17 protein-coding genes are annotated in these 16954 nt (G+C 44.2%); 16 read left to right on the forward strand and 1 reads right to left on the reverse strand.

Features of this window, described 5'->3' with window-relative positions; genetic code table 11:
* Positions 1 to 150: 150 nt before the first annotated feature.
* The 10 genes from HMPREF2794_RS15130 to galE all read left to right on the forward strand — a co-directional run bounded on the left by HMPREF2794_RS15130 (position 151) and on the right by galE (position 7954).
* Entirely contained in the window at positions 151 to 672 is a 522-nt protein-coding gene (locus HMPREF2794_RS15130; RefSeq protein ID WP_070751816.1) for an HU family DNA-binding protein, read from the forward strand.
* A 35-nt stretch (positions 673 to 707) separates the two neighbouring features.
* Positions 708 to 800, forward strand: a complete 93-nt coding sequence (locus tag HMPREF2794_RS29000) for a smalltalk protein (protein WP_008765124.1) — start codon at positions 708 to 710, stop codon at positions 798 to 800.
* A gap of 230 nt (positions 801 to 1030) precedes the next feature.
* Entirely contained in the window at positions 1031 to 1456 is a 426-nt protein-coding gene (locus HMPREF2794_RS15135) for a SoxR reducing system RseC family protein (protein WP_010538336.1), read from the forward strand.
* Between the two features lie 6 nt (positions 1457 to 1462).
* A complete protein-coding gene (locus HMPREF2794_RS15140; RefSeq protein ID WP_010538335.1) occupies positions 1463 to 2392 on the forward strand; it encodes a Fe-S cluster domain-containing protein in 930 nt (309 codons plus the stop codon).
* A gap of 24 nt (positions 2393 to 2416) precedes the next feature.
* A complete protein-coding gene (gene rsxC, locus HMPREF2794_RS15145) occupies positions 2417 to 3754 on the forward strand; it encodes an electron transport complex subunit RsxC (RefSeq protein WP_070751817.1) in 1338 nt (445 codons plus the stop codon).
* Positions 3755 to 3760: 6 nt separating this feature from the next.
* Positions 3761 to 4753, forward strand: a complete 993-nt coding sequence (locus tag HMPREF2794_RS15150) for an RnfABCDGE type electron transport complex subunit D (RefSeq protein ID WP_070751818.1) — start codon at positions 3761 to 3763, stop codon at positions 4751 to 4753.
* Positions 4750 to 5463 (forward strand): RnfABCDGE type electron transport complex subunit G, encoded by a 714-nt coding sequence (locus tag HMPREF2794_RS15155; RefSeq protein ID WP_070751819.1) that lies wholly within the window; start codon positions 4750 to 4752, stop codon positions 5461 to 5463. Before HMPREF2794_RS15150 ends, HMPREF2794_RS15155 begins: the two co-directional genes overlap by 4 nt.
* Before the next feature lie 17 nt (positions 5464 to 5480).
* Positions 5481 to 6065, forward strand: a complete 585-nt coding sequence (rsxE, locus tag HMPREF2794_RS15160; protein WP_010538331.1) for an electron transport complex subunit RsxE — start codon at positions 5481 to 5483, stop codon at positions 6063 to 6065.
* A 22-nt stretch (positions 6066 to 6087) separates the two neighbouring features.
* A complete protein-coding gene (gene rsxA, locus HMPREF2794_RS15165; RefSeq protein ID WP_010538330.1) occupies positions 6088 to 6660 on the forward strand; it encodes an electron transport complex subunit RsxA in 573 nt (190 codons plus the stop codon).
* A gap of 259 nt (positions 6661 to 6919) precedes the next feature.
* Positions 6920 to 7954: a UDP-glucose 4-epimerase GalE gene (gene galE, locus HMPREF2794_RS15170; protein WP_010538329.1), complete on the forward strand. Its 1035-nt coding sequence runs from the start codon at positions 6920 to 6922 to the stop codon at positions 7952 to 7954.
* Between the two features lie 231 nt (positions 7955 to 8185).
* Here the strand turns inward: galE and ispE are convergent, their stop codons facing one another.
* Positions 8186 to 9010 (reverse strand): 4-(cytidine 5'-diphospho)-2-C-methyl-D-erythritol kinase, encoded by an 825-nt coding sequence (ispE, locus tag HMPREF2794_RS15175; protein ID WP_070751820.1) that lies wholly within the window; start codon positions 9008 to 9010, stop codon positions 8186 to 8188.
* Positions 9011 to 9208: 198 nt separating this feature from the next.
* Between ispE and dnaB the strand changes: the two genes are divergently transcribed.
* The 6 genes from dnaB to HMPREF2794_RS15205 all read left to right on the forward strand — a co-directional run bounded on the left by dnaB (position 9209) and on the right by HMPREF2794_RS15205 (position 16944).
* Positions 9209 to 10762: a replicative DNA helicase gene (gene dnaB / locus HMPREF2794_RS15180; protein WP_010538327.1), complete on the forward strand. Its 1554-nt coding sequence runs from the start codon at positions 9209 to 9211 to the stop codon at positions 10760 to 10762.
* Between the two features lie 479 nt (positions 10763 to 11241).
* Entirely contained in the window at positions 11242 to 13704 is a 2463-nt protein-coding gene (pheT, locus tag HMPREF2794_RS15185; RefSeq protein ID WP_010538326.1) for a phenylalanine--tRNA ligase subunit beta, read from the forward strand.
* A gap of 35 nt (positions 13705 to 13739) precedes the next feature.
* A complete protein-coding gene (locus tag HMPREF2794_RS15190; protein WP_010538325.1) occupies positions 13740 to 14477 on the forward strand; it encodes a YebC/PmpR family DNA-binding transcriptional regulator in 738 nt (245 codons plus the stop codon).
* 7 nt (positions 14478 to 14484) lie between these two features.
* The gene (locus HMPREF2794_RS15195) at positions 14485 to 14730 is read left to right on the forward strand and encodes a TIGR03905 family TSCPD domain-containing protein (protein WP_055271720.1); all 246 of its coding nucleotides are present in this window, start codon (positions 14485 to 14487) and stop codon (positions 14728 to 14730) included.
* Between the two features lie 165 nt (positions 14731 to 14895).
* The gene (locus tag HMPREF2794_RS15200) at positions 14896 to 16149 is read left to right on the forward strand and encodes an Nramp family divalent metal transporter (protein ID WP_070751858.1); all 1254 of its coding nucleotides are present in this window, start codon (positions 14896 to 14898) and stop codon (positions 16147 to 16149) included.
* A 30-nt stretch (positions 16150 to 16179) separates the two neighbouring features.
* Positions 16180 to 16944 (forward strand): exodeoxyribonuclease III, encoded by a 765-nt coding sequence (locus HMPREF2794_RS15205; RefSeq protein WP_010538322.1) that lies wholly within the window; start codon positions 16180 to 16182, stop codon positions 16942 to 16944.
* Positions 16945 to 16954: the final 10 nt, after the last annotated feature.

Consider the following 16954-nt stretch of genomic DNA (forward strand, 5'->3'; position numbering starts at 1 on the left):
TGAATATCTATGAATTATAACTTTTCTCAGAAAAAGAGCCCCGCAAGGGGCTTTTCTTTTTGCTATATGAAATAAAAGCTTCACCTTTGCATTGTTGATCAACGAAACGTGAATAAATAACTTGAATTTGAATCTTTTTAAAAACGTATTATGAGTGTAATTTACAAAGTCGTAACGCGACCATCTGATCCGCGTGTTCCTAATTCTCCTAAGAAATATTATCCGCATCTGATTACTTTAGGTCAGTCTGTCAATCTGAAATATATTGCGCAGAAAATGCAGGGCTATTCCTCTTTATCCATTGGTGATATCAAGAGTGTGATTCAGAATTTTGTGGAGAAGATGAAGGAGCAACTTCTGGAAGGTAAGTCAGTGAATATCGAAGGCTTGGGTGTATTTATGCTGACTGCCTGTTCGAAAGGTACAGACACAGCGAAAGATGTTACGGCTAAAAGTGTGGACAGTGTACGCATCTTCTTTCAGGCAAATAAAGAACTGCGTATCACGAAGACAGCTACCCGTGCGGATGAAAAACTGGATCTGATCAGTCTGGATGAATATCTGAAGAAATTGAATGCCTCTGTGACACCGGATAATCCGGATGATGGTGAAAATGGCGGTGGTGGAAATGAAGGAGGAGGAGACGAGGAAGCCCCGGATCCGACTGTATAATCTGAAAAGCTTAAAAAAGAAAGGAGGAAAAATCTATGAAGAAAACTTGGAGTGTAGTTTTGAAAGTAATCATTGCTGTAGCCGGTGCGATTGCCGGAGTACTGGGAGTACAGGCTGCATCATTGTAAGCAGCATTCAGTAAATAAAGTAATTGGTTAGATAAGACAGGCAGGCGGGAAGAACTTTTCCGCCTGCTTTGTTGTATGCTAAAATATCAAATAGTTGGCGTTACTTTTTCGTGTGCGATAACGAAAACACAAAAAATAACATTTTATTATGTAGAAAAAAGTGAGGGAATGCTTCGTAGTTCACAAATAATGATTAAATTTGCCGCGATTTGTAATGTTGAGTTTGCAAAATGACGAATAATACTATAAAGCATCTGGGTATTGTGGAAAACATACAGGGTTCTCATCTGTCGGTGAGGATCGTTCAGACGTCGGCTTGTGCGGCTTGTAGCGCAAAAGGTCACTGTTCTTCGGCGGATAGTAAAGACAAAATCATAGATATAACAGATGCTGCGGCTGATTCCTATCAGACAGGAGAGCGGGTGATGGTGATCGGCGAAACGTCGATGGGCATGATGGCTGTAGCATTGGCATTCATAATTCCTTTTGTACTTCTGATTGTTTCTCTGTTCGTCTTGATGGCGTTGATAGGGAATGAACTGTATGCGGCTCTTCTTTCTCTGGCCGTTCTTATACCTTATTATTTCATTTTATGGCTCAATAAAACGCGAATGAAACAACATTTTTCATTTACTATAAAACCAATAAATAACTAGAACATTATGAATTTGATTCTGATTGCAGTGATTTCATTGGGAGCTATAGCGCTCGTGCTGGCCGCTATTCTTTATGTAGCTTCCAAGAAATTTGCCGTGTATGAAGACCCGCGGATTGCCCAGGTGGGGGAAGTGTTGCCCCAGGCAAACTGTGGTGGATGTGGCTATCCTGGTTGTAGCGGATTTGCCGATGCTTGCGTCAAAGCCGGTTCGCTGGATGGTAAATTCTGCCCTGTAGGCGGTCAGCCTGTCATGGCACAAATTGCTGATATTCTCGGACTGGCAGCTACTGAAGCTGAGCCGATGGTAGCAGTGGTGAGATGTAACGGAAGCTGTGCCAACCGTCCGCGTATCAATCAATACGACGGTGCCAAGAGTTGTGCTATTGCCGCTTCATTGTATGGTGGAGAAACAGGCTGTAGCTACGGATGCCTCGGATGTGGCGACTGTGTGGCTGCCTGCCAGTTCGACGCCATCCACATGAATCCTGAAACGGGACTTCCGGAAGTGGACGAAGCAAAATGTACAGCTTGTGGCGCTTGTGTGAAGGCTTGCCCGAAGGCGATTATTGAGATTCGCCCGCAAGGTAAGAAGTCACGCCGTGTATACATCTCTTGTGTGAACAAGGACAAGGGAGCTGTAGCACGCAAGGCTTGTACGGTGAGCTGCATCGGCTGCGGTAAGTGTGTCAAGACTTGTCCGTTCGAAGCTATCACGCTGGAGAACAACCTGGCTTATATCGATCCGAACAAGTGTAAATCATGCCGCAAGTGCGTAGAAGTTTGTCCGCAGAACACGATTATCGAGCTGAACTTCCCTCCGCGCAAACCGAAGGCAGAAGAAGCATCCAAGCCGAAAACAGAGGAAACTTCAAAGCCGGTTGCTGCAGAAACTCCGAAAACTGTTGCGACAGAAACTCCTAAAGTTACAGAATAATAACAGAATAAAATACAGAATTGTATGTTAAAGACATTTTCAATTGGTGGAGTTCATCCACACGAAAATAAATTGTCGGCACATCAACCTATCATCACGGCAGAAGTTCCTGCGAAGGCAGTTATTCTGTTGGGCCAGCACATTGGCGCATCTGCCAAACCGGTAGTGGCAAAGGGTGATATGGTGAAGGTAGGCACGAAGATTGCCGAACCTGCCGGCTTCGTTTCGGCAGCGATTCATTCTTCAGTCAGTGGAAAAGTGGCGAAGATCGATACAGTGGTCGATGCGAGCGGTTATGCAAAACCTGCTATTTTTATTGATGTAGAAGGGGATGAATGGGAAGAAACCATTGACCGTAGCAAGACATTGGTAAAAGAATGTGAATACTCGGCTGAAGAAATCGTGAAAAAGATTGCTGATGCTGGTATCGTAGGTTTGGGTGGGGCTTGTTTCCCTACACAGGTGAAACTCTGTCCGCCGCCTTCATTCAAAGCAGAATGTGTGATAATCAATGCGGTAGAGTGTGAACCATACTTGACTGCCGACCATCAGCTGATGCTGGAACATGCGGAGGAAGTCATGGTAGGTGTTTCTATTCTGATGAAAGCCGTGAAGGTAAATAAAGCATTTATTGGAATCGAAAATAACAAGCCGGATGCTATTGAACTGATGACGAAAGTCGCTTCCAGTTATGCAGGCATCGAAGTCGTTCCTTTGAAGGTGAAATATCCTCAGGGCGGTGAAAAGCAGTTGATTGATGCGATAACCAAACGTCAGGTGGCGAGTGGTGCGCTGCCTATCTCTACAGGAGCTGTTGTGCAGAATGTGGGTACGGCATTCGCTGTCTACGAAGCTGTTCAGAAGAATAAACCATTGTTTGAACGGGTGATTACCGTGACTGGTAAATCTGTGGCTAAACCTTCCAACTTCCTGGCTCGTATCGGTACACCGATGAAGCAGTTGATTGATGCTTGCGGTGGTCTGCCGGAGGATACGGGAAAAGTGATCGGCGGCGGTCCGATGATGGGGAAGGCTTTGGTGAATATCGAAGTTCCTACGGCCAAAGGCAGTTCGGGTATCCTGATCATGAATCAGAAGGAAGCTAAACGTGGTGAAGCACAAACCTGTATCCGTTGCGCGAAGTGCGTGAGCGCTTGTCCGATGGGACTGGAGCCGTACTTGCTCGGAGCTTTGTCCGAAAACGGAGACTTTGAAACAATGGAAAAAGAAAGAATCATGGATTGTATCGAGTGCGGTTCCTGTCAGTTCACTTGTCCTGCCAACCGTCCGTTGCTTGATTACTGCCGCCTGGGTAAAGGCAAGGTAGGAGCTATGATTCGTGCACGTCAAGCTAAAAAATAACGAAGTATGGAAAATAAATTAATCGTATCACTATCCCCCCACGTTCATGGCGGAGACAGCGTACAGAAGAATATGTATGGCGTGCTGATCGCACTGATTCCGGCTTTTCTGGTGTCTCTTTATTTCTTCGGGCTGGGGGCTCTGATTGTCACGGCTACTTCAGTAGCAGCCTGTTTATTCTTCGAATGGGCGATCGTTAAATTCTTAATGAAGAAACCTGCTACAACTATCTGCGACGGCTCTGCTGTTATTACAGGTGTGTTGCTGGCATTCAACTTACCTTCCAACTTACCTGTCTGGATTATCATTCTGGGCGCACTGTTTGCAATCGGTGTAGGCAAGATGTCTTTCGGTGGTCTGGGCTGCAACCCTTTCAACCCGGCATTGGCGGGACGTGTATTCCTGCTGCTTTCTTTCCCGGTGCAGATGACAACATGGCCGGTAGTGGGGCAGCTGACTTCTTATATGGACGCTACCACCGGTGCTACTCCGCTGGCATTGATGAAACAGGCTATTCATGGCGATACAAGCGCTTTGAGCCATATACCCGATGCGCTGAATCTGTTTATCGGACAGAACGGCGGATGTATCGGTGAAGTAAGTGCGCTGGCACTGCTGCTCGGACTGGCTTATATGCTTTGGAAAAAGATTATCACCTGGCATATCCCGGTTTCTATTATTGTGACTGTGTTTGTATTTGCAGGCATTATGCACCTGGTAGATCCTGAAAAGTATGTTTCTCCGGTATTGCAGTTACTCTCCGGAGGTCTGATGCTGGGAGCCGTATTTATGGCAACCGACTATGTGACTTCTCCGATGAGTAAGAAAGGTATGCTGATTTACGGAGTTTGTATCGGTCTGCTGACGGTCGTTATCCGTCTGTTCGGTGCATATCCCGAAGGTATGTCATTTGCCATCCTGATAATGAATGCGTTTACTCCGCTGATTAACACCTATTGTAAACCTAAACGCTTTGGGGAGGTAGCGAAGAAGAAATGAAAAAGTTACAATCATCTTTAAAGAATATGTTGCTGGTGCTTACAGGAGTCACTGCTGTCTCTGTAGCGTTGCTGGCATATGTAAATGAATTGACGAAAGGACCGATTGCCGAAGCGAATGCGAAAACGCTGAACGAGGCTTTGAAAAAGGTGCTTCCTGAATTTACCAATAATCCGGTAGCTGAAAGCGATACGGTGTTCAGCGAGAAGGACGGAAAGAAAATCGTAGATTTCATTATCTATCCGGCTAAGAACGGTGAACAATGGGTCGGTTCTGCTGTAGAGGCTACGTCAATGGGATTCGGTGGTGAACTGAAAGTGCTGGTAGGCTTTGATGCCGAAGGCAAGATCTATAACTACTCTTTATTGGCACATGCCGAAACTCCGGGACTGGGTTCCAAAGCAGATAAGTGGTTTGGTGCTTATGATCCGGCTAAAGGCGAGCAGGCTGTATCTCACGAGCAAAGTGCGAAGTCTATTCTGGGTATGAATCCGGGAGACGCTCCGTTGGCCGTGACAAAAGATATGAATGGACAGGTAGATGCTATCACTGCTTCCACTATTACCTCACGTGCTTTCCTGAACGCGGTGAATGCTGCTTATCAGGCATATAAAGGCGGTACTTCCGATACAACCAGCGGTGCTTCCCGGAAAAATGAACCGGTTACCGCTCCGGCAAGTGAAGCTGCTGCTGATGACACTAACAACTAAGAAAGGAGGAGACAGATATGAATAACTTTAAAGTAATGATGAACGGGATTATCAAAGAAAATCCTACTTTCGTGCTCCTGCTGGGTATGTGTCCTACGTTGGGTACTACTTCATCTGCTATCAATGGTATGGGTATGGGGCTGGCTACGATGTTCGTACTGATTTGTTCGAATGTGGTCATTTCATCTATCAAAAATTTGATTCCGGATATGGTACGTATCCCGTCGTTTATCGTCGTGATTGCATCTTTCGTGACACTGCTTCAGATGGTGATGCAGGCTTATGTTCCTGACCTGTATGCTACACTGGGACTTTTCATTCCGCTGATCGTGGTAAACTGTATCGTATTGGGACGTGCGGAAGCTTTTGCCGCTAAAAACAACCCGTTAGCTTCAATGTTTGACGGTATCGGTATGGGACTTGGTTTTACCATTGCCCTGACTCTGTTGGGTGCTGTTCGTGAATTCCTCGGAACAGGTAAGATTTTCGACCTGACTATTCTGCCGGAAGAATACGGAATGCTGATCTTTGTTTTGGCTCCGGGCGCCTTTATCGCTTTGGGTTACCTGATTGCAATCATTAATAGCCTGAAGAAAGCCTAACTCAATTAAATAAGAAAAGAATATGGAATATATATTGATCTTTATTTCGGCAATCTTTGTAAACAACATTGTGTTGTCGCAGTTCCTGGGAATCTGTCCGTTCCTGGGTGTTTCCAAGAAGGTGGAAACAGCGATGGGTATGAGCGCAGCCGTTGCTTTCGTACTGACTATCGCTACCATCGTTACATTCCTGATTCAGAAGTTTGTGTTGGATGCTTTCGGATTGGGATACTTGCAGACAATCACTTTTATCCTGGTCATTGCCGGACTGGTGCAGATGGTGGAAATCATTCTGAAGAAGGTTTCTCCTTCTTTGTATCAGGCATTGGGCGTGTTCCTGCCGCTGATTACAACCAACTGTTGTATTCTGGGTGTGGCAATTCTGGTCATCCAGAAAGACTTTGACTTGCTGACAGGAGTGGTGTATGCGTTCTCCACTGCTATCGGCTTCGGTCTGGCGCTGGTACTGTTTGCCGGATTACGCGAGCAGATGAGTCTTGTGAAGGTACCGAAAGGGATGCAAGGCACTCCGATTGCTTTGATTACCGCAGGTTTGCTGGCTATGGCATTCATGGGTTTCTCAGGCGTCGTGTAAAAGACTGAGTTGATAATTAAGATAAAGGGCCGGAAACTCTGTCATGTGGTAATACGCAGACAGTTCGTTTCCGGCTTTTTTCTTTATACCGGGTTTATACCAGATTGGATTTCCATCATACCAAATCGTCCGCAGATCATCCCTTAAGCATCTTCCTGCGAAGAAAATTGAAATAGTTTATTGCATTTTCATTTTATTTCCATACATTTGTACCTCAAACAAACTGAAAACCGAAAAACTAACCATATTTTAAAATTATATGAAAGAAAGAATTTTAGTAACGGGAGGAACGGGCTATATTGGGTCTCACACCGTCGTAGAACTGCAAAACAATGGATACGAAGTAATCATTATCGATAATTTATCAAACTCGAGTGCTGACGTTGTTGACAATATAGAGAAGGTATCCGGTATCCGTCCGGCTTTTGAAAAATTGGATTGTCTTGATTTTGCAGGCCTTGATGCCGTATTTGCTAAATATAAAGGAATTAAAGCGATTATTCATTTCGCAGCAAGCAAAGCAGTAGGAGAGTCGGTAGAGAAACCGTTGCTTTATTATCGTAACAACCTGGTTTCTTTAATTAACCTTTTGGAGTTAATGCCTAAACATGGAGTAGAAGGCATCGTGTTCTCTTCTTCCTGTACAGTATATGGTCAGCCGGATGAGTTGCCTGTAACAGAAAAGGCTCCGATTAAGAAAGCGGAATCTCCTTATGGAAATACAAAACAGATTAATGAAGAAATTATCCGTGATACAATAGCTTCCGGTGCTCCGATCAATGCTATTCTGCTGCGTTATTTCAATCCGATTGGCGCGCATCCTACAGCATTGCTGGGCGAACTTCCGAATGGCGTTCCTCAAAACCTGATTCCTTATCTGACTCAGACAGCGATGGGTATCCGTGAAAAACTAAGTGTATTCGGTGACGATTATGATACTCCTGACGGTTCTTGTATCCGTGACTTTATCAACGTTGTTGACTTGGCTAAAGCACACGTGATTGCAATCCGCCGCATTTTGGAGCAGAAACAGAAAGAAAAAGTAGAAGTATTCAATATTGGTACGGGACGTGGTGTTTCTGTATTGGAACTGATCCACGGATTTGAAAAAGCAACCGGCGTTAAATTGAATTATCAGATTGTAGGCCGTCGTGCAGGTGATATTGAAAAGGTATGGGCTAATCCCGATTTTGCTAATCAGGAACTGGGATGGAAAGCGGTAGAAACCTTGGAAGATACTTTACGCTCTGCATGGAACTGGCAGCTGAAACTCCGTGAAAGAGGTATTCAGTGAAAAGATATTTGTTTTAATTAACATAAAAGTTTAAACAAATCGTTCATGCGATTTGTTTATTAGATGCTAATCAGCTTGAACTGTTTGTGAGTATGTGAATATGAGTAAACGGTACTTATGCCTCTCCGGCATAGACAGGTATGATTGCATAGTAGTTTTGTCGTGTTTTATTTTGTGTTTGTGTTGTGACGGTACTACGACGGGAGTCGTGGTACCGTTTTTTTGTTGCTCCTACAGCTTGCCTTTATAACTGAATGCGTTACTTCCCCAGTCCGCCTCCGGCAACGTACATCCCGGTTCGAATAAGCCGTATACGGAAGAACCGGAACCACTCATGGAAGCATAGACAGCCCCCTGATTGTATAATTCAGCTTTTATTTCTCCGATCACCGGATGTTGGGGGAATACACTGTTCTCAAAATCATTGATCAATATCTCTTTCCATTCATTGATCGGGCGTTTGATCGTCTCTTTGATGGAGTATTCGGGATGGTGAGGATGAATATTGGCGAAAGCCTCCCGGGTTGATACGAATACATCCGGTTTGATAATCAGAATTTGGTATCCTTTTAAAGATAGTGAAATGGGAGAGAATATATTACCGATACCTTCGGCAAAGGTCGGGGCGTTTCTGATGAAGAAGGCACAGTCAGCTCCCAAAGTCGCGGCATGCACTTCCAGCTGATCGTCGGATAGATTCAGTTGAAAGTGTTCGTTGAGCAGTTTCAGCATAAAGGCCGCATCCGATGATCCTCCTCCCAGTCCGGCACCTGAAGGAATATGCTTGTAGAGGTGAATTTCGATGGGAGAGAGGTGAAACTCCTTATCCAACAGCAGATAGGCCTTCACCACTAAATTCTCTTCCGGATTGCCGGATATCTCCATCCCGTACTGATGGAGAGAGAACTTGTTGTCTGCTTGGGGGCAGGTCCGGATTTCCAGCGCATCTTCGAGAGCTACGGGGTAGAATACGGTTTCAAGATTGTGATATCCGTCCGGGCGCTTCTCTGTAATAGAGAGTCCCAGGTTTATTTTGGCGTTGGGGAAAGTGATCATATAAGTTCTGAATTATTATTTTTGAATTTTAAATTATAGGTCGCAAATTTATACTATTGGTGACAAAGTTACTAAAATCTTCATTTTTCCTTATCCTTTCTTCATTATAATATTCTATCTTTGTCATCCCTTTCGGCTTTGGCTATGTCTGAAGGCCGGGGATCATAAATAGTAAATCATAAAATCGTATATAGGCAGATGGCTGAACAAAGAAGAAATTCCCGTAACACAAAATCAACTAAAGTACAACCGGTCAATGATTATGGTCGTATTCAACCTCAGGCGCCGGAGTTGGAAGAGGCGGTGTTGGGTGCTTTAATGATTGAGAAGGATGCTTATTCGTTGGTGAGTGAGATTCTTCGCCCGGAGTCATTTTATGAACATCGTCATCAATTGATTTATGCCGCCATTACTGATCTTGCCGTTAATCAGAAGCCGGTGGATATCCTGACGGTAAAAGAACAGTTAAGCAAAAGAGGTGATCTGGAAGAGGTCGGAGGCCCCTTTTATATAACTCAGTTGAGTAGCAAGGTTGCTTCTTCCGCGCATATCGAATATCATGCCCGTATTATTGCGCAAAAATCGTTGGCGCGCGAATTGATCACATTTACAAGTAATATTCAAAGCAAGGCTTTTGATGAGACGCTGGATGTGGACGACTTGATGCAGGAGGCAGAAGGTAGACTGTTTGAGATTTCCCAGCAGAATATGAAGAAAGACTATACGCAGATTAATCCGGTGATTGACGAGGCGTATAAACTGATTCAGAAAGCAGCTGCCCGAACGGACGGTTTAAGTGGTCTTGAGAGTGGATTTACGAAACTGGATAAGATGACTTCCGGTTGGCAGAATTCCGACCTTATCGTAATCGCCGCCCGTCCTGCTATGGGTAAGACGGCTTTCGTACTTTCCATGGCCAAGAATATTGCTGTTGATTATCGGAATCCGGTAGCGTTGTTCTCTCTCGAAATGAGTAATGTCCAGTTGGTCAACCGTCTTATCACTAATGTTTGTGAGATTCCGAGTGAGAAGATCAAGAGCGGACAATTGGCAAGCTATGAATGGCAACAGTTGGACTACAAACTGAAAGACCTGCTGGATGCCCCGCTTTATGTGGACGATACTCCGTCTTTGTCTGTGTTTGAACTTCGAACTAAGGCGCGTCGTCTGGTACGTGAACATGGGGTGAGAATCATCATTATTGACTACCTTCAGTTGATGAATGCGAGTGGTATGGCATTTGGCAGCCGCCAGGAAGAGGTTAGTACGATCTCCCGTTCGTTGAAGGGATTGGCGAAAGAGTTGAATATTCCGATTATAGCCTTGTCACAGTTGAATCGTGGTGTGGAAAGTCGTGAAGGTATCGATGGTAAACGTCCTCAGTTGAGCGACCTTCGTGAATCCGGTGCCATCGAGCAGGATGCCGATATGGTGTGCTTTATTCACCGTCCGGAATATTATAAGATTTATCAGGATGATCGCGGTAACGACCTTCGCGGTATGGCGGAAATTGTGATAGCCAAGCATCGTAATGGTGCGGTAGGCGAAGTCTTACTCCGATTTAAAGGTGAGTTTACGCGATTCTCTAATCCGGAGGATGATATGGTGATACCGATGCCGGGTGAACCTACAGGTGCTATGCTGGGGTCTAAACTTAATGCAGGCTCTGTGGCCCCGCCTCCGCCGGAACCCGATTTTGTTCCGCAGGGGAATAATCCGTTCGGTGCAACGGAAGGACCATTGCCTTTCTAAAACGATCGTATAATGGAATAGAAACAACTGCTTGATCGGACGAAAACGACCGTTTGATTGGGGAAGATCGACCGCTCTTTTATAATGAAAGATACGGTTGAACAGATAAAACCGACCGCTTGATTGATTCCAATCGAGCGGTCGGTCTTTTTTTATGTATCAGGGATTGAGAGTATTCTGATACCGGTTAGTGACGGTAATGACGGAAAATATCAGGTTTGAGAGTATATAAAGGAAAATAAATAATTAGTAAAATGGAAAATAAAAATTCGAATTAATTATTTTCCTATATATACTATAATATCTCCCTCTATTTTTGTCACTACCGTCACTAATCCTGAATTTATTGAAGAATAATACAGTCTGGTACCCTGTTAGTTTAGCTTCTCTTTACATTTTTCTCTCAAATCGTTCTATGTCAACCGAAAAATCTTATTAACTTTGCGAAACTTTTTGAGAAACAATAAAAATTTAATTATATGAATATCTCTTATAACTGGCTGAAAGAGTATGTCAACTTTGATTTGACACCCGATGAAACGGCTGCAGCGCTGACCTCAATCGGCTTGGAAACAGGTGGTGTAGAAGAAGTGCAAACCATTAAGGGTGGTTTGGAAGGACTCGTGATCGGTGAAGTACTGACTTGCGAAGAACACCCGAATTCCGACCATTTGCATATCACTACCGTCAATCTGGGAGACGGAGAACCTGTGCAGATTGTATGTGGGGCTCCGAATGTAGCTGCCGGACAGAAAGTAGTGGTTGCCACCTTGGGGACCAAACTTTATGACGGTGATGAATGCTTTACTATCAAGAAGTCAAAAATCCGTGGTGTAGAATCTACAGGTATGATTTGTGCAGAAGATGAAATCGGTATCGGTACCGATCATGCAGGAATCATTGTGTTGCCGGCTGAAGCTGTGCCGGGTACTCTCGCCAAAGACTATTATAATATCAAGAGTGACTACGTGCTCGAAGTAGATATTACTCCTAACCGTGCAGACGCTTGTTCACACTATGGTGTAGCCCGTGACTTGTATGCTTACCTGATCCAGAATGGTAAACAGGCTACTTTACAGCGTCCGTCAGTAGACGGGTTTAAAGTAGAAAACCACGATCTGGACATCGAAGTAATAGTGGAAAACAGCGAAGCCTGTCCTCACTATGCCGGTGTTACGGTGAAAGACGTTACGGTGAAGGAAAGTCCCGAATGGCTGCAGAATAAATTGCGCCTGATCGGTGTGCGTCCTATCAATAATGTAGTTGATATTACTAATTATATCGTTCATGCTTTCGGCCAGCCGTTACATTGCTTCGATGCCGGAAAGATCAAAGGCAATGAAGTCATTGTAAAGACATTGGCAGAAGGAACTCCATTCGTCACATTGGATGAAGTGGAACGTAAGCTGAACGAACGCGATCTGATGATCTGCAACAAAGAAGAAGCGATGTGTATTGCCGGTGTGTTCGGCGGACTGGATTCCGGTTCTACGGAAGCTACGACAGATGTGTTCATCGAAAGTGCTTATTTCCATCCTACATGGGTGCGCAAGACTGCCCGCCGTCATGGTCTGAATACGGATGCTTCTTTCCGTTTCGAACGTGGTATCGATCCGAATGGTGTGATTTATTGTCTGAAACTGGCTGCCTTGATGGTGAAAGAACTGGCTGGTGGTACTATCTCATCCGAAATTAAGGATGTATGTGCTGCTGCTCCACAGGACTTCGTGGTAGACTTGTCTTATGAGAAGGTAAATTCGTTGATTGGTAAAGTTATTCCGGTGGAAACGATCAAGAGTATTGTTACCAGTCTGGAAATGAAAATCACGAATGAGACAGCTGAAGGACTGACATTGGCTGTTCCCCCTTATCGGGTGGATGTACAGCGTGACTGCGACGTCATCGAGGATATTCTCCGTATCTACGGATACAATAATGTAGAAATCCCGACTACACTGAATTCTAGTCTGACTACCAAAGGTGAACATGACAAATCAAATAAATTACAGAATTTGGTTGCAGAACAATTGGTTGGCTGTGGTTTCAACGAAATATTGAACAACTCTCTGACTCGTGCGGCTTATTACGATGGCTTGGAGAACTATCCGTCCAACCATCTGGTGATGCTGTTGAATCCGTTGAGTGCCGATTTGAACTGTATGCGTCAGACATTGCTGTTTGGCGGACTGGAAAGCATTGCTCACAATGCCAACCGTAAGAATGCTGATTTGAAATTCTTCGAATTCGGTAACTGCTATTACTTCGATGCGGACAAGAAGAACCCTGAAAAAGTACTGGCTACCTATTCGGAAGATTATCACCTCGGGTTGTGGGTAACCGGAAAGAAAGTTGCTAATTCATGGGCACATCCGGATGAGAACAGCTCGGTATACGAATTGAAGGCTTATGTAGAAAATATACTGAAGCGTCTGGGACTGGATTTGCACAATCTGGTAGTTGGCAATCTGACTGACGATATTTTCGCTGCTGCACTTTCTGTTCATACTAAAGGCGGCAAACGTCTTGCTTCTTTTGGTGTTGTGACAAAGAAACTGCTGAAAGCGTTTGATATCGACAATGAAGTATATTATGCCGACCTGAACTGGAAAGAACTGATGAAGGCTATCCGTTCTGTGAAGATCAGCTACAAGGAAATTTCCAAATTCCCGGCTGTGAAACGTGACTTGGCATTGTTGCTTGACAAGAATATACAGTTTGCCGAAATTGAAAAGATCGCCTATGAGACAGAGAAGAAACTGCTGAAAGAAGTAGAACTCTTCGATGTATATGAAGGCAAGAACCTTGAAGCAGGCAAGAAATCGTATGCAGTCAGCTTCCTCCTTCAGGATGAAACTCAGACGCTGAACGATAAGATGATCGATAAGATCATGTCTAAGTTGGTGAAGAATCTGGAAGACAAACTGGGTGCGAAATTGAGATAACTTTAAAATTCACAATTCAAAATTAATACAAACCAATGGGAAGAGCATTTGAATATAGAAAAGCCGCTAAGCTGAAAAGATGGGGGCACATGGCTAAAACATTTACAAGACTGGGTAAGCAGATTGCTATTGCCGTGAAGGCTGGTGGTCCGGAACCGGAAAATAACCCTACATTGCGTTCGGTCATCGCTACTTGTAAGCGTGAGAATATGCCGAAGGACAATATCGAACGTGCAATTAAGAACGCAATGGGTAAAGACCAGAGCGACTACAAGAGCATGACTTACGAAGGATACGGTCCTCACGGGATTGCTGTCTTTGTGGATACATTGACTGATAATACCACTCGTACGGTAGCCGATGTACGCTCTGTATTCAATAAATTCGGTGGCAATCTTGGAACAATGGGATCATTGGCTTTCCTTTTCGACCATAAATGCATGTTTACTTTCAAGATAAAGGATGGCATGGATATGGAAGAACTGATTCTCGATCTGATCGATTACGACGTAGAAGATGAGTACGAACAGGATGACGAAGAAGGAACAATCACTATCTACGGTGATCCTAAGAGCTATGCCGCTATTCAGAAACATCTTGAAGAATGTGGTTTCGAGGATGTCGGCGGTGACTTTACTTATATCCCAAACGATCTGAAAGAGGTAACTCCGGAACAACGCGAAACTTTGGACAAGATGATCGAACGTCTTGAAGAATTTGATGACGTGCAGACTGTTTATACAAACATGAAACCGGAAGAAGGCGAAGAATAAGCGGATTATGGAATATGTTTATAGGACCCAAGGTACTTGCAGCACAAACATCGAACTGAATGTAGAAGATGGAGTTGTGAAGGAAGTTGCCTTTTGGGGAGGATGTAACGGAAATCTTCAGGGGCTTTCACGTCTGGTAAAAGGTATGAAAGTGGAAGATGTGATCAAAAAGCTTGAAGGAGTACGTTGCAGTGGCAGACCGACGTCTTGCCCCGATCAGTTGTGTCATGCACTGCATGAAATGGGGTATTAACGGAAGTTTTCCTTTATAAGATATACACTGGCCTCCGGCAATTCATTTTGTCGGAGGCTTTTTTTGTTTGCCGTGCCTTTCCCTATTTGTCGGTATTTTGAACCAAAATCAATCCTCGGTCGTTATTTATAAGTATATTTGTGCTGAATAAACTATTATGCAATGATGAAGAATATTTTTCAAGATTTAAAACGGAAAGATCATAAACGCTATTTAGGCGGACTGGATGTTTTTAAATATATTGGTCCCGGACTTTTGGTAACTGTCGGATTTATTGATCCGGGAAACTGGGCATCTAATTTTGCTGCGGGTTCCGAATTCGGGTACTCACTCCTTTGGGTGGTTACATTATCCACCATCATGCTGATTGTCCTCCAACATAATGTGGCTCACTTAGGCATTGTCACAGGGCTTTGCCTTTCGGAAGCTGCTACTAAATATACTCCTAAATGGGTGTCTCGTCCTATTCTGGGTACAGCAGTATTGGCTTCTATCTCTACTTCGCTGGCTGAGATTCTGGGAGGGGCCATCGCATTGGAGATGTTATTTGATATGCCTATAATGTGGGGGGCGGTGCTGACCACTCTTTTTGTTTCCATCATGCTTTTTACCAATTCCTATAAAAAAATAGAGCGTTCTATCATTGCTTTTGTTTCAGTGATTGGTCTCTCGTTCATTTATGAGTTGTTTTTGGTAGAAATAGACTGGCCGGCTGCAACGATGGGTTGGGTGACACCTTCTTTTCCAAAGGGAAGTATGCTGATTATAATGAGTGTGCTGGGAGCGGTTGTGATGCCCCATAATCTGTTCCTGCATTCGGAGGTAATCCAGAGTCATGAGTATAATAAGAAAGATGACGCGTCCATCAAGAAAGTTTTGAAATATGAGTTGTTCGATACTCTTTTCTCTATGATTGTCGGCTGGGCAATTAATAGTGCTATGATTCTGCTGGCTGCTGCCACCTTCTTTAAAAGTGGTATCCAGGTGGAAGAATTGCAACAGGCTAAATCATTGCTCGAACCTTTGCTGGGCAGTAATGCTGCAATCGTATTTGCATTGGCTCTGTTGATGGCAGGTATTTCGTCTACCATAACAAGTGGAATGGCAGCAGGTTCTATCTTTGCCGGTATCTTCGGAGAATCCTATCACATCAAAGACAGCCACTCGCAGGTGGGGGTAATCCTGTCGCTGGGAATTGCGCTGTTACTGATTTTCTTTATTGGCGATCCTTTCAAGGGATTATTGATCTCGCAGATGATATTGAGTATCCAGTTGCCTTTTACGGTATTCCTGCAGGTAGGGCTGACTTCATCCCGAAAAGTAATGGGAAATTATGTCAATAGTCGTTGGAGCACTTTTGTGTTGTATACTATTGCTGTTATTGTTTCGGTATTGAATATCATGCTGCTATTTTCATAAAACGAACATGAATCTATAAAATATAAGATGATGAAGATTATTACTTATAATGTGAATGGGCTTCGTGCTGCTGTTTCTAAAGGTTTGCCGGAATGGCTGGTACAGGAGAATCCGGATGTTCTTTGTCTGCAAGAGACAAAACTGCAACCGGACCAATATCCGGCAGAAGTGTTTGAAGCTTTGGGCTATAAGTCTTATCTCTATTCTGCGCAGAAGAAGGGATATAGCGGTGTGGCAATCCTCACAAAGCAGGAGCCCGACCATGTGGAATATGGTATGGGAATAGAAGCGTATGATAATGAAGGGCGCTTCATCCGTGCAGATTTTGGTGACTTGTCTGTAGTCAGTGTTTACCACCCTTCGGGAACGAGTGGAGACGAACGGCAGGCATTTAAAATGGTGTGGCTGGAAGACTTTCAGAAATATGTGACAGAACTGCGCAAGACTCGTCCCAACCTCATCCTCTGCGGTGACTATAATATTTGTCATGAGCCGATTGATATCCATGATCCTGTCCGTAACGCAACAAACAGTGGCTTTTTACCGGAAGAACGGGAATGGATGACCCGCTTCCTATCAGCAGGATTTATTGATTCTTTCCGTCTGCTTTATCCGGAAAAGCAGGAATATACCTGGTGGAGCTATCGTTTTAATTCGCGCGCCAAGAATAAAGGCTGGCGGATTGATTATTGCATGACCAGTGAGCCGGTACGTCCGTTGCTGAAAAGCGCAAGCATACTGAATGGGGCTGTTCATTCAGATCATTGTCCGATGGCTTTGGAAATAGAACGCTGATTTTCCTTAA

The sequence above is a fragment of the Bacteroides sp. HMSC067B03 genome (genome assembly GCF_001811315.1).
Lineage (GTDB): Bacteria > Bacteroidota > Bacteroidia > Bacteroidales > Bacteroidaceae > Bacteroides > Bacteroides faecis.

Bases quoted from the DNA above. Each gene is read 5' to 3' on its own strand.
- HMPREF2794_RS15205 (WP_010538322.1), top strand. From the start codon at position 16,180: ATGAAGATTATTACTTATAATGTGAATGGGCTTCGTGCTGCTGTTTCT.
- HMPREF2794_RS15155 (WP_070751819.1), top strand. From the start codon at position 4,750: ATGAAAAAGTTACAATCATCTTTAAAGAATATGTTGCTGGTGCTTACA.
- HMPREF2794_RS15140 (WP_010538335.1), top strand. From the start codon at position 1,463: ATGAATTTGATTCTGATTGCAGTGATTTCATTGGGAGCTATAGCGCTC.
- HMPREF2794_RS15150 (WP_070751818.1), top strand. From the start codon at position 3,761: ATGGAAAATAAATTAATCGTATCACTATCCCCCCACGTTCATGGCGGA.
- ispE (WP_070751820.1), bottom strand. From the start codon at position 9,010: ATGATCACTTTCCCCAACGCCAAAATAAACCTGGGACTCTCTATTACA.
- HMPREF2794_RS15135 (WP_010538336.1), top strand. From the start codon at position 1,031: ATGACGAATAATACTATAAAGCATCTGGGTATTGTGGAAAACATACAG.
- HMPREF2794_RS15190 (WP_010538325.1), top strand. From the start codon at position 13,740: ATGGGAAGAGCATTTGAATATAGAAAAGCCGCTAAGCTGAAAAGATGG.
- HMPREF2794_RS15130 (WP_070751816.1), top strand. From the start codon at position 151: ATGAGTGTAATTTACAAAGTCGTAACGCGACCATCTGATCCGCGTGTT.
- pheT (WP_010538326.1), top strand. From the start codon at position 11,242: ATGAATATCTCTTATAACTGGCTGAAAGAGTATGTCAACTTTGATTTG.
- galE (WP_010538329.1), top strand. From the start codon at position 6,920: ATGAAAGAAAGAATTTTAGTAACGGGAGGAACGGGCTATATTGGGTCT.
- HMPREF2794_RS15195 (WP_055271720.1), top strand. From the start codon at position 14,485: ATGGAATATGTTTATAGGACCCAAGGTACTTGCAGCACAAACATCGAA.
- rsxE (WP_010538331.1), top strand. From the start codon at position 5,481: ATGAATAACTTTAAAGTAATGATGAACGGGATTATCAAAGAAAATCCT.
- HMPREF2794_RS15200 (WP_070751858.1), top strand. From the start codon at position 14,896: ATGAAGAATATTTTTCAAGATTTAAAACGGAAAGATCATAAACGCTAT.
- dnaB (WP_010538327.1), top strand. From the start codon at position 9,209: ATGGCTGAACAAAGAAGAAATTCCCGTAACACAAAATCAACTAAAGTA.
- rsxA (WP_010538330.1), top strand. From the start codon at position 6,088: ATGGAATATATATTGATCTTTATTTCGGCAATCTTTGTAAACAACATT.
- HMPREF2794_RS29000 (WP_008765124.1), top strand. From the start codon at position 708: ATGAAGAAAACTTGGAGTGTAGTTTTGAAAGTAATCATTGCTGTAGCC.
- rsxC (WP_070751817.1), top strand. From the start codon at position 2,417: ATGTTAAAGACATTTTCAATTGGTGGAGTTCATCCACACGAAAATAAA.